General features: G+C 45.9%; 11 protein-coding genes and 1 pseudogene. 1 reads left to right on the top strand and 11 read right to left on the bottom strand.

Annotated elements, in window-relative coordinates:
- Positions 1 to 23: 23 nt before the first annotated feature.
- Positions 24 to 281: pseudogene (locus QF049_RS04790) on the top strand (tyrosine-type recombinase/integrase); the annotation flags it as partial.
- Positions 282 to 379: 98 nt separating this feature from the next.
- Here the strand turns inward: QF049_RS04790 and glnA are convergent.
- From glnA to mutL, 11 genes are all read right to left on the bottom strand, one after another.
- Complete coding sequence (glnA, locus tag QF049_RS04785; protein WP_091029299.1) at positions 380 to 1,708, bottom strand: type I glutamate--ammonia ligase; 1,329 nt, start codon at positions 1,706 to 1,708, stop codon at positions 380 to 382.
- 129 nt (positions 1,709 to 1,837) lie between these two features.
- A complete protein-coding gene (locus QF049_RS04780) occupies positions 1,838 to 2,251 on the bottom strand; it encodes a MerR family transcriptional regulator (protein ID WP_017687924.1) in 414 nt (137 codons plus the stop codon).
- A gap of 82 nt (positions 2,252 to 2,333) precedes the next feature.
- Positions 2,334 to 3,587, bottom strand: coding sequence for a methionine gamma-lyase family protein (locus QF049_RS04775; RefSeq protein WP_307535241.1), 1,254 nt, complete (start codon positions 3,585 to 3,587; stop codon positions 2,334 to 2,336).
- 84 nt (positions 3,588 to 3,671) lie between these two features.
- Positions 3,672 to 4,958 carry a GTPase HflX gene (gene hflX, locus QF049_RS04770; RefSeq protein ID WP_307535239.1) on the bottom strand — a complete coding sequence of 429 codons (1,287 nt, stop codon included), beginning with the start codon at positions 4,956 to 4,958 and terminating at the stop codon, positions 3,672 to 3,674.
- Positions 4,959 to 5,077: 119 nt separating this feature from the next.
- On the bottom strand, positions 5,078 to 6,049 hold the full coding sequence (locus QF049_RS04765; protein ID WP_036613563.1) for an AAA family ATPase: 972 nt from the start codon (positions 6,047 to 6,049) through the stop codon (positions 5,078 to 5,080).
- Positions 6,050 to 6,159: 110 nt separating this feature from the next.
- A complete protein-coding gene (locus QF049_RS04760; protein WP_062835000.1) occupies positions 6,160 to 6,723 on the bottom strand; it encodes a ribonuclease FAU-1 family protein in 564 nt (187 codons plus the stop codon).
- 287 nt (positions 6,724 to 7,010) lie between these two features.
- Positions 7,011 to 9,689, bottom strand: a complete 2,679-nt coding sequence (locus tag QF049_RS04755) for a transglycosylase domain-containing protein (RefSeq protein WP_307535235.1) — start codon at positions 9,687 to 9,689, stop codon at positions 7,011 to 7,013.
- A 171-nt stretch (positions 9,690 to 9,860) separates the two neighbouring features.
- Positions 9,861 to 10,103, bottom strand: coding sequence for an RNA chaperone Hfq (gene hfq / locus QF049_RS04750; RefSeq protein WP_017687918.1), 243 nt, complete (start codon positions 10,101 to 10,103; stop codon positions 9,861 to 9,863).
- A gap of 373 nt (positions 10,104 to 10,476) precedes the next feature.
- Positions 10,477 to 11,433 carry a tRNA (adenosine(37)-N6)-dimethylallyltransferase MiaA gene (gene miaA / locus QF049_RS04745; RefSeq protein ID WP_307535233.1) on the bottom strand — a complete coding sequence of 319 codons (957 nt, stop codon included), beginning with the start codon at positions 11,431 to 11,433 and terminating at the stop codon, positions 10,477 to 10,479.
- A complete protein-coding gene (locus QF049_RS04740) occupies positions 11,414 to 12,199 on the bottom strand; it encodes a class I SAM-dependent methyltransferase (RefSeq protein ID WP_307535231.1) in 786 nt (261 codons plus the stop codon). Before QF049_RS04740 ends, miaA begins: the two co-directional genes overlap by 20 nt.
- A gap of 17 nt (positions 12,200 to 12,216) precedes the next feature.
- Complete coding sequence (gene mutL / locus QF049_RS04735; RefSeq protein ID WP_307535228.1) at positions 12,217 to 14,457, bottom strand: DNA mismatch repair endonuclease MutL; 2,241 nt, start codon at positions 14,455 to 14,457, stop codon at positions 12,217 to 12,219.
- Positions 14,458 to 14,477 lie beyond the last annotated feature (20 nt).

Here is a 14,477-nt window from a genome sequence, read left to right as displayed (position 1 = left end):
ATTCGAATGAATTCAAGTGGTTCATGCCTAAATCATCATTGTTCAATGCCTTCTCCCGCATCTTACAACGTTGTGATCTCCCATCCCTCCCCATTCACTCTCTCCGACATACCTGCGCGGTTCTTTTACTTGAGTCAGGGGCAGATATGAAATTCGTTCAAGAACAATTAGGTCACGGAAGTATTCAGATCACATCAGATGTATTTGCCCACATCTCAGGCAAGATCCAGAAAAGCAATATAGATAGATTTGAGAAATTCACTGAAGAAATTTTCGAATAGAAAAATATTTTGTGGGCATTTTGATTTTTCTTTAAATATATAGTTATTTGCCCACAAAAGAAAACCCCTCAGCGCTAGAGCGCCAAGGGATTGAGCTATTAGTACAACGTGATATATTGATCGCGTTCCCATTGGTGGACTTGTGTTCTGTACATATCCCACTCAATTTCTTTCAGCTCATAGAAGTGAGCCAAGGCGTGGTCGCCCAGAGCATCACAGATGACTTCGCTGCGGATCAATTCATTCAATGCTTCTTTCAGGTCAGCCGGCAAGCTTGGAATGCCTTCTTCCACACGCTCTTCTTCTGACATGATGTAAATGTTACGGTCAATTGGAGCTGGTAAGGAAAGCTCACGTTTGATTCCGTCCAGACCTGCTTTCAACAGAACAGCCAAAGCCAGGTAAGGGTTAGCAGCCGGATCCGGGTTACGAACCTCAACACGTGTACTCAGACCACGGGAAGCTGGAATACGAATCATTGGGCTGCGGTTACTCGCAGACCATGCTACATAACAAGGTGCTTCATAACCGGGTACAAGACGTTTGTATGAGTTTACGGTTGGGTTAGTAATTGCTGCAAACGCACGTGCATGCTTCAGAGTTCCAGCCATGAAGTGACGAGCAGTTTTGCTCAGACCCAACTCGTCCGACTCATCAACAAATGCGTTCTCATTGCCTTTGAACAAGGATTGGTTACAGTGCATACCGGATCCGTTCATACCAAACAGCGGTTTCGGCATGAATGTAGCATGTAAACCATGCTGACGTGCAATCGTTTTAACAACGAGTTTGAACGTTTGGATCTGGTCAGCTGCTTTCAGAGCGTCTGCATATTTGAAGTCGATCTCATGCTGACCTGGAGCTACCTCATGGTGGGAAGCTTCGATCTCAAAGCCCATTTCTTCAAGTGTGATAACGATGTCACGACGACAGTTTTCACCAAGATCCGTAGGCGCAAGGTCGAAATAACCACCTTGGTCATTCAGTTCGTTAGTTGGGTTTCCTTTTTCGTCTGTTTTGAACAAGAAGAACTCTGGTTCAGGACCAACGTTGAAGGAAGTGAACCCCATATCTTGGGCTTCCTTAAGGTTTCGTTTCAAGATGCCACGTGGATCTCCTGGGAACGGATTACCATCCGGAAGATATACGTCGCAAATCAGGCGTGCAACACGGTTCTCTGCAACCCATGGGAAAATAAGCCAAGAATCTAGATCTGGATAGAGGTACATGTCGGACTCTTCAATACGTACATAACCTTCAATGGAAGATCCATCGAACATCATTTTGTTATCCAGAGCCTTAGTCAACTGACTCACTGGAATCTCAACGTTTTTGATAGCTCCAAGCAAATCAGTAAATTGCAATCGAATGAATCGTACGTTTTCTTCTTTCGAAATGCGGAGAATGTCTTCTTTTGTATAACTCACTATAACCTCTCCCTTTCTTATCTGCGTATTTGGCTTGCCTGTTATATTTGTACATTAGAAAGTTCCACGGGTCAAGGAGTCTCACACCAAAAGTGCATGTTTTCCCCTCACTCGCCAAGTTATGCGAATTTAATTTTTATTAAAGAATCGGGAAAGCTCTCCCTGAATGAGAGATACTTGTCCTGGTCTCTTACCTGATACCAGCTGCTGCTTCAGCAAGCGGTGCAACTGCGTATCGGACAGCTCTCTGCGTTTAACTTCAGTATCTGGCGTGATAACTGTAGCTTCCTCGGATTCTTTCGAAACAGGATTCATCACTTGTTTGATCCCCGCGATGTTAACTCCTTTTTCAATCAAAGCCTTGATCTCTAGCAATCTCTCTACGTCATTAAAAGAGAACAAACGTTGATTACCTGACGTTCTCGCAGGAACGATCAAGCTGTGCTGCTCGTAGTAACGAATCTGACGTGCAGACAGATCCGTAAGTTTCATTACAATACCAATCGGGAATAAGGCCATATTTCTGCGAATTTCATCACCCATGTTCATCAACCTTCCAGTCATCTATTCTTCACCCTATTGTACATTTAGTTATTACCAAGTGTCAATGACGTGTTAGATAAACTCACAATAATTTGCGATCTTTCATAGTCTGTAACGCCATCAAAACGCCATATTTGACATGAGAGTACGTTAATCCGCCTTGCATATACCCGATATACGGCTCCCGAATAGGTGCGTCGGCTGATAATTCCAGACTTCCACCCTGAATGAACGTACCTGCCGCCATAATGACAGGGTGCTCATAACCAGGCATATCCCACGGTTCAGGGACCACATGACTATCCACAGCTGCCGCACGCTGAATCCCCTGCACGAAGGCGATCAGATGCTCGGCAGAGCTAAACTTAACAGCCTGGATCAGATCTGTGCGAGCTTCATTCCAGGCGGGTTTGGTTACAAATCCGGATTCAGCAAACATTGCAGCAGCAAACGTACTTCCTTTGATAGCTTGTCCTACAATTGTCGGTGCCATGTAAAGTCCTTGGTAGATGCCACGTGTTGTCCCCAGCATTGCTCCAACCTCTCCCCCAATTCCAGGGGCCGTTAGACGATAAGCTGCCAGCTGTACGTATTGTTCCTTCCCACATATGTATCCACCGGTTTCCGCAATGCCTCCACCAGGATTCTTGATCAGTGATCCGGCCATCAGATCAACTCCGACTTCTGTCGGTTCACGTTCCTCGGTGAATTCACCGTAACAATTATCTACGAATACGATGACATCCTCCTTAAGCCCTTTAACACGCGTAACCATCTCAGCAATCTCAGCAACACAGAAGGAGGAGCGCCAGTCATAACCACGTGAACGTTGAATCCCAATGACTTTTGTAGCCGGTGTAATGCTTTTTTCAACTGCTGCCCAGTCCACTCCACCTTCATCAGTTAAGGCCGTCTCACGGTAACCGATGCCAAAATCGCGTAATGAACCTGTGCCATCACCGGGTTTGCCAATAACTTTATGCAATGTGTCATAAGGCTTACCCGTGATGTACAATAGTTCGTCACCTGGACGCAAAACGCCAAAGAGAGCTGTACTAATCGTATGAGTACCTGAAGCAAAATGAGGACGTACCAACGCGGCTTCCGCGCCGAAAACATCAGCATATACTTCATCAAGCACTTCACGCCCACGATCGTTATAGGCATAACCTGTTGAACCTGCAAAGTGAAAATCACTTACTTTTCGCTGTTGGAAAGCATTAATCACCTTCCATTGATTGTGATCTGTGATCCGATCAATCTGTTGCAGTTGTCCTTCAATCTGACGCTCCACTTTACGTTGAAGTTCAGATATTTCTGAATCAAAGCTTACCATCTTACTTCATTCCCCTTCATAGCACGAATCTGACGTTGAATATCTATTATCGTGTCAACTTATCACACCAATATGTCATGAATATTACAATTCAATGAATTCTTCAAGCATATAACCAAATTTCTCATATTCACCTTTTTGCAATTCAACTTCATAAATTACATCATTCTCTTCAAAGCTGGTATCCACCACATCACCAATTTTGTAGAGTATGGACGTTAGATCACCACGTTCTGCCGGAATACGGAAGCGTTTCGTATCACCTGTCAGCTCTGTCTGAATTAATTCACGGATTTTAAGCAGATCCTCAGAGTCTAATGCGCTTACTTTAATATGGCCTTTATCCAATGGAAGCATTTCAAGTTGCTCTGGTGTACATGCATCTTTTTTGTTATACAGGACTAACTGCGGCTTGTCCCCTGAACCAAGTTCTTGCAAAATCGTGTTAACCGTCCGCATTTGATCTTCACGCATAGCTGATGAGGCGTCCACAACATGCAGGATGAGATCTGCTTCATTCACTTCCTCCAGCGTTGCCCGGAATGCTGCAATTAGATCATGCGGGAGATTTTGAATAAAACCAACCGTATCGGTAAGTACGATTTCTTTACCACTTGGAAGTTCCATCGTACGTGATGTTGGATCCAGAGTAGCGAATAGCTGATCTTGAATATACACGTCTGCAGCCGTCAACTGCTTGAGCAAGGTTGATTTGCCAGCATTGGTATAACCAACAAGGGCCACCTGTACAATACCTGTTTTTTTGCGGCGTTCACGATGTAACTTGCGATGACGAGTCAATTCTTCCAGATGACGCTTCAGATCATCGATGCGACCACGGATGTGACGACGGTCCGTCTCCAGCTTGCTTTCACCCGGGCCTCTTGTTCCGATTCCGCCCCCGAGTCTGGATAGGTTCTTGCCATGACCCGACAAACGTGGCAGCAAGTAGCTATGTTGAGCCAATTCCACTTGAATAATACCTTCTCTAGTGTTGGCACGTTGTGCAAAGATGTCCAAAATCAATTGGGTACGGTCAATAATTTTGAGATCGAGGGTTTCTTCCAGATTACGAACCTGCGCGCCTGACAATTCCTGATCAAAAATAGCTGTAGTTGCTCCGAGTTCCTCCGCGATTGCACGGAGCTCTTCCACCTTACCTTTACCAATGAACCATTTGGTATCACGTTTTTCCCTGTTCTGAGAAAGTACACTTAGCACTTCCACTCCAGCTGTCTCGGCAAGTTTCACCAGTTCCTCTAAAGAGTACTCAGGGTTGATACCTGTACGTTTTACATCATCCGTAACAAGACTCACCAAGACGGCGCGATCTTTTTTGACCATATCTGTATCATATGTGCCATTTGTCATGTATATGTTCACTCCCTCTAATTACTATTCCGTTGATATTCATTACCACGAATATGCCATGGCATGCCTTAAGCCGAACCGGTTGGCCCGGCCGGCTGGTGTAAAAACTATATTATCGCTTACTTTCGCTCAAAGTTCAAATCCTCTGTACGGATTGTCATCAGCTCCAGTTTTCCTGGACTGCCTTCCGAGTATTGTTCCAACAAACGAACCGCCTGATGCCTGATCGAACGCTCAATGGCATTACGAACGTATCTGGCGTTACTGAACGCATGCAGCGAATCATTTTTTTCCTGAAGCAAATGTTGCTTTAGCTTGAGTATGGTCTGAGGCATTAGAATATAATCACGCTCTTTGGCCATAATCTCAGAGATTTGAATCAACTGATCAATACTATAGTCTGGAAACTCCACTTGAATGGGGAAGCGGGAAGGTAATCCGGGATTCGTCTGAAGAAAAAAATCAATCTCATCTGAATAACCAGCCAATATGAGGATAAATTGGTTTTTATTGTCTTCCATTGATTTTACAAGCGTATCAATAGCTTCCTTTCCAAAATCCTTCTCTCCCCCGCGGGCCAAACTGTAAGCTTCATCAATGAACAATATCCCACCGAGTGCCTTCTTGACCAGATCTCTTGTTTTCTGCGCCGTGTGACCGATATATTCTCCAACCAGATCCGCACGCTCTACTTCAATAAGATGACCTTTACTTAACACACCCATCTTCTGAAAGAGTTTGGCAACGATCCTCGCCACGGTGGTCTTACCGGTCCCCGGATTACCTTTGAAGATCATATGATACACGTGCGCACCACTAAGTAAACCTGCTTCAGTACGCATCTGAGCAATCTGTAGAAAAGCATAGATCTCAAATACCAAGTCTTTGATATTTTCAAGTCCAACCAGTTGCTCCAATTCACCCTGTATTTCCTGGAAGTGCGCATGTTTGGTTATACTCTTGGCTGCCTGTACTGCCGCTGCTTCATCTTTGACCAACATCTGAGGTTCCTGGTTACGCAACACAATATTAATTTGTCTGGATGGTCTGCCTCCTGGTTGCTCTCCTGCAGCCATGACCCGTCCGTTCATTCGCCATCACCTCTATTTTATCGGGCTGAACTCTCCTGATTATTAATGTATTCTATCAGGTGCTCCAATATTAGAAGGATCATGAAGAATTCTACAGATAAGTAGATGTCTCAAATCTGAATGTTTTTTCGAAACTCTCCATTCTCAAACAAACTCTGCCTATGCTTCAGCGATAACTGAAAGTATGGGAATACATGTGCATCAATGGCATGAAGCAGTTCCTTTGCAGTCTTGTTAGCCAAGTCATAATCACCGGTCGTAATATGCTTCCGTGACAATGCATCTTCAAGCTCATCTTCATCCAGCAAAAATACTTCTCCATCTTTCAGTACAACGACATCCAGATACAGATCATCAAACCAAGGAACCCCCTGATCGGTTATCCCCTGACTGCGACATGTATCAATGTACCATTCCACAATCCGTTCCTGATCGTCAAACATCGCTGTAACTACAAAGTGCTCTCCCTTCGGGTAGTATTGCAGCCAGGAATACCCTTTATCTGCGATACAGAAGGTACTGCCTCCATATGTTTTCCACAAAGGTTCTTTCAAATCCTGTATGGTGTACAACGTAATATAACCTGTAAAAATTTTGGATTGAACGAACCGGCATGTGAATTGTCGGTTCGTAATCCGGCGCCAGTTCGCGCGGTCCCCGAATTTCCGTTTCATACGAACCCCTCTTTGCCGACTACAGGTCCATGACCTGCTCTGATGTTATTGGTGAACAATGTAATAACGTCCGCATGATAGATTCCAGCGCTCTGGGCCCATCTTGAACAACGTATTACGAATAGTTACAGCTTACCATATTTAAGGTATACACTCAAAATGAAGCTTTGTCCCACATATTCATCAAATCAGCTTCCATTACTGTTGGTTCCGTATAACAAAAAAACTGCTTCACCGGTTTTCCGGGAAGCAGTTTTTTCAATGTAGCTATTTAGTGATTCGTTGGCTTAGCCGCCGGTTCCAGCTTGAGAATCTGCAGGTGCATCTGTCCCTCCAGTATCCCCACTTGTTCCGCTGTCCGGAGTTACAACCTCGCCTGGCGTTGTTACGGCCCCATCATCGGGACTTTCACCGGTACCCCCTGGCTCTGTTGTCCCCTGACCAGGTGGGGTCGTGTTTTCTCCCCCAGGTTGACCGTTTCCTTGGCCGGCTCCACCGTTATTACCGTTATTGCCATTGTTGCCGTTATTACCATTACCATTACCATTTCCGTTGTTGCCATTTTCATTGCCGTTACCGTTATTACCGTTCGAGTTGCCATTATCCGGTGAACCATTGTCCGGATTCTCCGTACCTGGCTGCTCAGGATCTATCTCTGTTCCTGGGTCTATACCAGGATCAGGTTCTTCCGGCGGCATTTCCTCCGCTTCAATCATCAAGGAAATAGTGTTGGAAGGATCCGTCTCAAGTCCTGATGCCAAGTCGTAAGCTGTCACATAGTACTCATAGGTTAGACCAGGCAACGCACTTAAATCTTGTGCATTGGTCGCTCCTATTGCATCAATGAGATGAGTGAACTGGGCTTCCGATGTTTCTTTCCGATAAATCCGATATTGCGTACTCGCGTCACCCGTTCCAGTCCAACTCAGGGAGACAGTTTGTGCATTTGGATCGTATGATCCACTCAGCCCACTAACGGACAGAGCCGGCTTTTCTGGTTCTTCTACTGGCGGAGGTGCCTGCCCTCCAGCTGGTGCTTTGAATTGCTTCACAGGAACGCCTTTTAAAGCATCTCCCATGACTTTGGCAAAGAAAGCTGCTGACAGCTTACTGCTGTTCTTAAGCATATGATTGGCATCCGGATTGTCATAGCCCATCCAGACTGCGGCAGTCCATTCCGGTGTGTATCCAACAAACCATACATCACGGTTGGCACTGTTGCCAGAGATACCACTTTGAACTGTTCCTGTTTTACCCGCTACCGGACGATCCAGACGCGCTGAACGCCCTGTACCGTCATTAACAACGTTCTGCAGCATCTGTGTAAGCTGATACGCATTTTGCTCACTCATGACACGCGTTGTGTCCGAGTTATCGTGTTTGTACGTGGTTTTGCCTGCGCTATCCTTAATTTCCTTAATCGAATAGGCTTGTTGGTATTCTCCGAGGTTGGCAAATGCACTATAGGCTTGCGCCATTTCCAGTGTATTTGTACCTTTACTTAGACCACCGAGGGCAATCGCCAGGTTTTTGTCTTCATCTGTCAGCTGTATACCTACACTCTTGGCAAAATTAATGCCTGTGTTAACGCCTATTTTATCAAGCAGCCAAACCGCAGGAATATTTTCCGACTTCGTAATAGCATCCGTCATACTGATCGTTGAAGAATATCCATGCAAGTTACCAGGACAGTAGTTACCAAAACATTGCTTCGCATTACTTAGCGACGAATTGGCACTGTAATTTCCTGATTCAAGCGCCGGTGCATAAGACACAATCGGTTTGAAAGCTGAACCTGGTTGTCTTCGACTCTGCGTTACACGGCTATAACCTTTAGTCTGATAATCCCGTCCACCCAGGAGGGCAACGAGACTGCCATTCTCGTGGTTCATGATAACCATGGAGCCTTGGACCTGTTGATCGTCTTTGCTTGCCTCGAACAGACTATCATCTGTGAAGGCAGTTTCCATGGCTGTTTGAGCCTGAGCATCCATGGTTGTATAGATTTTGTATCCGCCGATATTCAGATCATCTTCCGTTTTGCCTGTTACACGTTCAGCTTCACGGAGCACATAATCAATAAAGGCTTGATATTTCTGGTCTTTTTCTGGTCGCTTGTAGTTATAATCTACCGCTTTAGCTTTATCCATCTCTTCCTTCGTGATGTAGCCTTGTTCATACATTAGCTGGAGAACAACACCACGACGTGCCTTGGAATCATTCGGATTGCTCACCGGATTGTAGGCAGAAGGCCCTTTGGGCATCGCGGCGAGTGTGGCAATTTCCCACAATTCAAGTTTATTCAGATCTTTTTCTCCAAAATAAAATTCAGATGCTGCTTTAATCCCGTAACGCTGATGACCGAAGAAAATCCGGTTCAGATACATCGTCAGGATTTCGTCTTTTGTGTACTTGCGCTCTAATGCCATGGCAATCGATACTTCCGTTGCTTTCCGGAAGAACGTCTTGTCACGGGACAAGAACATGTTCTTGGCAAGCTGTTGGGTTAGTGTACTACCACCTTCCACCATGGAACGAGCCATGACATCCTTAACCGCCGCACGCCCAATGGACCAGATATCCACGCCCTGATGATCGTAGAATCGCTTATCCTCCGTTGCAACAAAGGCTTGCTTCACCAGTTCAGGAATATCATCTTCTTTGACGGGTTCCAGCTTCTGAATGGATAGCTCCCCCATTAATTGGCCATTGCGATCATATACTTTTGAAGTTTCATTAATTGTGGTTTTGTCCTTGTTGGCTTTGAGCAGATTCTCACCACTCACCATAATAAATAAATATCCGCCAAGTGCACAGAATATGGCGATTGCCATTGTGAAAAACAGTGTCCATCCAACGCGTTTACCCGTAATTTTTTTCTTTTTAGAGGTCTTTGGCTTCGCTTTTTTGGGTGACTTGTTATTGTTGTTGCGATTGTTAGACCTCGACAACGGATCGTTTGGCATGTTAACCTCCTGACTCCCTTTCGGTTGCATAATTTCTATTCGTCTGTTGGCTCAGGCATATATTAAACATATTTTGCCCGGAATGAAAAGAACAACCCTTTATTCAGGTTGCTCTGTTTCAATACCTATACTTGTAGACGAAATGGTTGGTGAAAAGGTTTCGTAATTTTTTTAAGCTTCGCCGCTGTTATCTTGCTGCATCAGCGATACGCTGCGTTGCGGCGTGAACGTGGAGATGGCATGCTTGTAGACCATTTGCTGGCGTCCGTCGCTGTCAATGACGATCGTAAAATTGTCAAATGCCTTGATCGTCCCGCGGATTTGGAAGCCGTTGGTCAGATAGACCGTAGCAGGAATATTTTCTTTCCGCAGTTGGTTCAAGAACGTATCTTGGATGTTGATGGACTTGTTCATTAGCCGTACCCCCATTGGTTCATTTGAATTCGTGTTCAAGTAATATTCAATATCGCTGAGTAGCTTTCGTGCTATTATATCATGAACAGTTTCATATAATCCACAAAAACCCCTTGTCTGTTATTTTACCCCCATTCTTGACGAGGTGAACAAATAGAAGACTTATCCATTATACACCGCTTGTCTGTTTTGCAAAAGAGGGACAAAATCTTCATTTTAAAGCACACTTATTCGTTGTTTGGAGAACTATCAATCTCTATCATCTGTTTTAGTGATAATTAAAAACCTCTATCCTTTTGATGACTAAAAGGTAGAGGTTTACATATCTTGATCTAATCGATGCCCGTCAGAAGAATATTAGCAATCGCTCAAATCAATCAAATTTTTGTGTAATCAATTCACTTATCTGCTTGTATTTCCCTTCAAAATCCTGGGTATCCGTCATGTCCACCCATTCAATATCCTTCATATGGCGGAACCAGGAAAGCTGCCGTTTGGCAAACCGACGCGTATCCCTCTTCAACCACTCCACCGCAGCTTCCCAACTCACTTCCCCTTGCAGGAACGCTGCAATCTCCTTATACCCCAGTCCTTGCATGGAAATATGACCTCTGGCCACTCCTCGTTCCAACAAAGATTTCACTTCATCTACCAGACCTTGTTCGATCATCAGATCAATCCGTTCTTCTACCCGGGCATACAACTTCTGGCGATCCATTGTCAAACCAACAATAAGAAGGTCATAAGGTGACTCTTTCTTCTGTACTGCCAGCTGATCAGACCACTTCTCGCCTGTGAGGTGATGGATCTCAAGCGCACGTACAATTCGCCTTTGGTCATTCGGATGCAGACGATCTGCACTGACCGGATCAACTTCCCTCAATCGATCATGAAGGGCCTGTGCGCCGTGTTGCTCCGCATAGCTGAATTGTTGCTCCCTGAACGCTTCATCCGAACCACTATCGGAAAATTGGAAGCCGTAACATACCGATTCCACATACAGACCGGTGCCACCTACAATAAAAGGCATTTTACCACGTTCATGGATTTCACTAATTAATCGTGTGCAACTCTCCTGAAACTCGGCCACAGAGTATGGGTACTCCGGTTCATGAATATCAATGAGATGATGAGGTACACCCTTCATTTCTTCAGAGGTAATCTTGGCTGTTCCGATATCCATTTCACGATATACCTGCATCGAATCCCCTGAGATAATCTCACAATTGAAAGCTTGGGCAAGCTCGATGCTCATTCTTGTTTTGCCTACTGCTGTTGGTCCAACCAGCACAAGCAGTTTGGGTTTTGGTTTAACTTCCACGTTCAACATTAATCACTCCGTACAGGGTTTTTGCATTCGCCCGATCAAGTATTTCAAATCCGAGCCTTTCAAACTCCGCGCTGCCGCGCTTTTCTTTCATCACTACCCTTTTACGGGCGACCCGCCTCGCTTCCATAATGCTCTGTTCATCCAGCGCGTGAGCATTTGCATAATCTCGCAAGGGCTGTATAGCACTTGAATCCATCATCGGTTCACGGAACATGGGGTCAAAATATACGGTATCACAGCTTCGATCCGGCATGGACCGGAGTAACTCAAGATGATCCACATGCCGCAGATCTATGCGTCGGAAAGCCTCATCCACCAAGGGCTGATTGCTCTTATAATGAGACATGCCCTCCAGCAGCAGGGTATAGAGCGGTTGAGAACTTTCACAGGCGATGACTTGTCCACTCTTCCCAGCCGCAACCGAAAATACCAGCGCATCTGAACCAAGTCCAGCGGTACAATCAACAATCGTGTCCCCTTCAAGTACCGCACCTGCTTCCAGCATGGGATCAGCTTCCCCTCTCAGAACACGTTTAGCGCGAACAAATCCCATACTGGGGTGAAATTCAAGCTCCGTTGCATCTTTGCGAAACAAGCGGGCTCTACCATTGAGTACCACTAGTATTTCATTGATACCATAATGTTCAATCAGTCTGGGTAAAGACGTTCTATTGCGCGGTACGTAGGTACCTCCTGTCGTTTCGGCGAGCTTACGTGCACGCTCCACCTGAGAGGCTATCTCCTTGTCACCGGTTGTAATGTACATAATGTCCCCCTAAATAGCTACATCACTCGTTTAAATAATTTTTCCAGATCATACGTTGAAAATGAAACCACAATCGGCCGCCCATGTGGACAAGTGTAGGGCTGACGACATGAACCCAGACGCTGAATCAGCACTTCTGCTTCCTGATCCGTGAGCTTCTGGTTGGCTTTGATGGACGCCTTGCAGGAACACATGATGGATGCAGCTTCTCGCATTTTGGCTACATCTATGCTGCGTTCGCTTAGAACCCATTCGGACATCTCTTCGATAATGTCTTTCTCATCCCCTTTGGGGAACCAGAACGGATGGGAACGCACACGGAACGTCTGTCCACCAAAATGCTCCAAATATACACCTGCCTGCTCGAACCAGGCCAGCCTTGTTTTCAGCTTTTCCGTCTCCGAAGGTGTGAATTCCAAGGTGATCGGCAGCAGTAACTCTTGTGAGGCCTGAGCAGGGTTACCGAATTTCTCGTAATAGTATTCATAATTCACACGTTCATGAGCGGCGTGCTGGTCAATCAAATATAAACCTTGGTCATTTTGCGCGATTAAATACGTACCATGATGCTGTCCAATCAGGCTCAACTCCGGAAATGCGGGCATGGATGCATCCGATTTTATGGCAGCAGCAAGTTTAGTAGCATCAGGCAGACCTGAAGTTTTCCACGTCCGTTCACCTCTTGCAATTGAAGACGGGTTGTAGGTTGTCCGAGCTTCCCTAACCGGTGAATTTACGGATTCGGAGCGATACGTAGCTGGTTTACCTTCAGCCAACGATTTTTCTGTTGCTCCACGATCCCCACCATCTTGAGAAGAGAGGTCAGATTTGGGAACAGTTTCGGTAGAACTTATACTTGTACTTGTACTTGTACTCGTACTTACATCCTTAGTGCCTTCTTGCACGTTAACGGATGTCTGCCCCCCGTCATGACTAGCAATCTTCTGCAAAATATCCCCGTTCCAACTTTCTAGCTGCTCCGGGGGCTGTGTAACCTCAGGTGGAGCTTCGGGCAACGGCACTGTCTGTCCCTGTTCAGATACCGGTTGTACTGCGGACACATCCGCCGGAGCATCCAAATCCAGATCATCATCTTCCGCTGTCAACTTCAGCGGTGCAGCATTAGGTTTCCCGAGTGGACCTTGTTGCCCATATCCTTCTGCATCAGATGCATCTTTCAGCGGACCACGTGGAAAGAGAAATTGTTCCTGAATAAAGGAACTATCGTCTCCACGTCGAATCTGCTGTTTTTTGACCTGAGGAATCAATACCTCCTGCCGGAGTATCCCCCGCAACGTCGTCTCTATGAATTCATACAGTTCTGGTTCCTTGCTGAAGCGAACCTCCAACTTGGCCGGATGCACGTTCACATCCACAAGGGATGGATGCATCTCCAACTGCACCACGACAAGTGGGAAACGGTTAATGGGCAGCAAGGTATGGTAGGCTTTGAGAATCGCCTGATTGAGACCGTAATTGCGAACAAATCGCCCATTAACAATGGTCGACATACCACCACGGTTCGCTCGTGTCCATTCTGGCAGGCTGATCAGCCCACTCACCCGGTAATCCAGACTTTCTCCCTGGATGGGAAGCATCGCTTTGGCAGCACTTGTACCATAGATCGCTGCAACCACTTGCAGCAGATCGCCGTTGCCCAACGTCTGAAGCAACACATTCTCATTATGGCGCAATCTGAACGAAATGTTTGGATGCGACATTGCCATCCGGTAAAGGACATCTGATATATGTCCCAGTTCCGTCTGGATCGTTTTCATATATTTGAGTCGGGCTGGTGTATTGTAAAATAGTTCTTTCACTGCAAAATCTGTACCTTGGGGTGAGGTTGCATCTTCATGAGAGACAAGGTTCCCGCCTTCAATTACAATGCGGCGCCCCCGCCCGTCATTGTCACTTGCCGACAACACCTCTACCTTGGAGACTGCGGCAATACTCGCCAGGGCTTCCCCGCGGAATCCAAGACTTGTGATCTGGAACAGATCTCGGCCATGGGCTATTTTGCTGGTCGCATGACGATAAAAGGCAGTTTCCATATCCTCTGGCTCGATACCTGAACCATTGTCTTTGACACGAATACTGAGGAGTCCGCCCTCTTCCACTGTTACTTCAATCTTGGTGGCGCCTGCATCCACCGAGTTTTCGAGCAACTCTTTGACAACTGAAGCAGGCCGTTCAACCACTTCACCCGCCGCAATCTGGTTGGCAATATGTTCATCTAGCACATGTATTTTCGCCACAGGTTTTCCCCTCCCTTATA

Source organism: Paenibacillus sp. W4I10 (genome assembly GCF_030816325.1).
Taxonomy (GTDB): domain Bacteria; phylum Bacillota; class Bacilli; order Paenibacillales; family Paenibacillaceae; genus Paenibacillus; species Paenibacillus amylolyticus_B.
The sequence above is the reverse complement of the archived record's forward strand: the minus strand, read 5'-3'. Positions and strand labels throughout refer to the sequence as shown.

Excerpts from the sequence above, each read along its gene's own strand:
- QF049_RS04775 (WP_307535241.1), bottom strand. The coding sequence starts at position 3,587 with ATGGTAAGCTTTGATTCAGAAATATCTGAACTTCAACGTAAAGTGGAG.
- QF049_RS04755 (WP_307535235.1), bottom strand. The coding sequence starts at position 9,689 with ATGCCAAACGATCCGTTGTCGAGGTCTAACAATCGCAACAACAATAAC.
- miaA (WP_307535233.1), bottom strand. The coding sequence starts at position 11,433 with ATGTTGAACGTGGAAGTTAAACCAAAACCCAAACTGCTTGTGCTGGTT.
- QF049_RS04765 (WP_036613563.1), bottom strand. The coding sequence starts at position 6,049 with ATGAACGGACGGGTCATGGCTGCAGGAGAGCAACCAGGAGGCAGACCA.
- hfq (WP_017687918.1), bottom strand. The coding sequence starts at position 10,103 with ATGAACAAGTCCATCAACATCCAAGATACGTTCTTGAACCAACTGCGG.
- hflX (WP_307535239.1), bottom strand. The coding sequence starts at position 4,958 with ATGACAAATGGCACATATGATACAGATATGGTCAAAAAAGATCGCGCC.
- QF049_RS04740 (WP_307535231.1), bottom strand. The coding sequence starts at position 12,199 with ATGTACATTACAACCGGTGACAAGGAGATAGCCTCTCAGGTGGAGCGT.
- QF049_RS04760 (WP_062835000.1), bottom strand. The coding sequence starts at position 6,723 with ATGAAACGGAAATTCGGGGACCGCGCGAACTGGCGCCGGATTACGAAC.
- QF049_RS04780 (WP_017687924.1), bottom strand. The coding sequence starts at position 2,251 with ATGGGTGATGAAATTCGCAGAAATATGGCCTTATTCCCGATTGGTATT.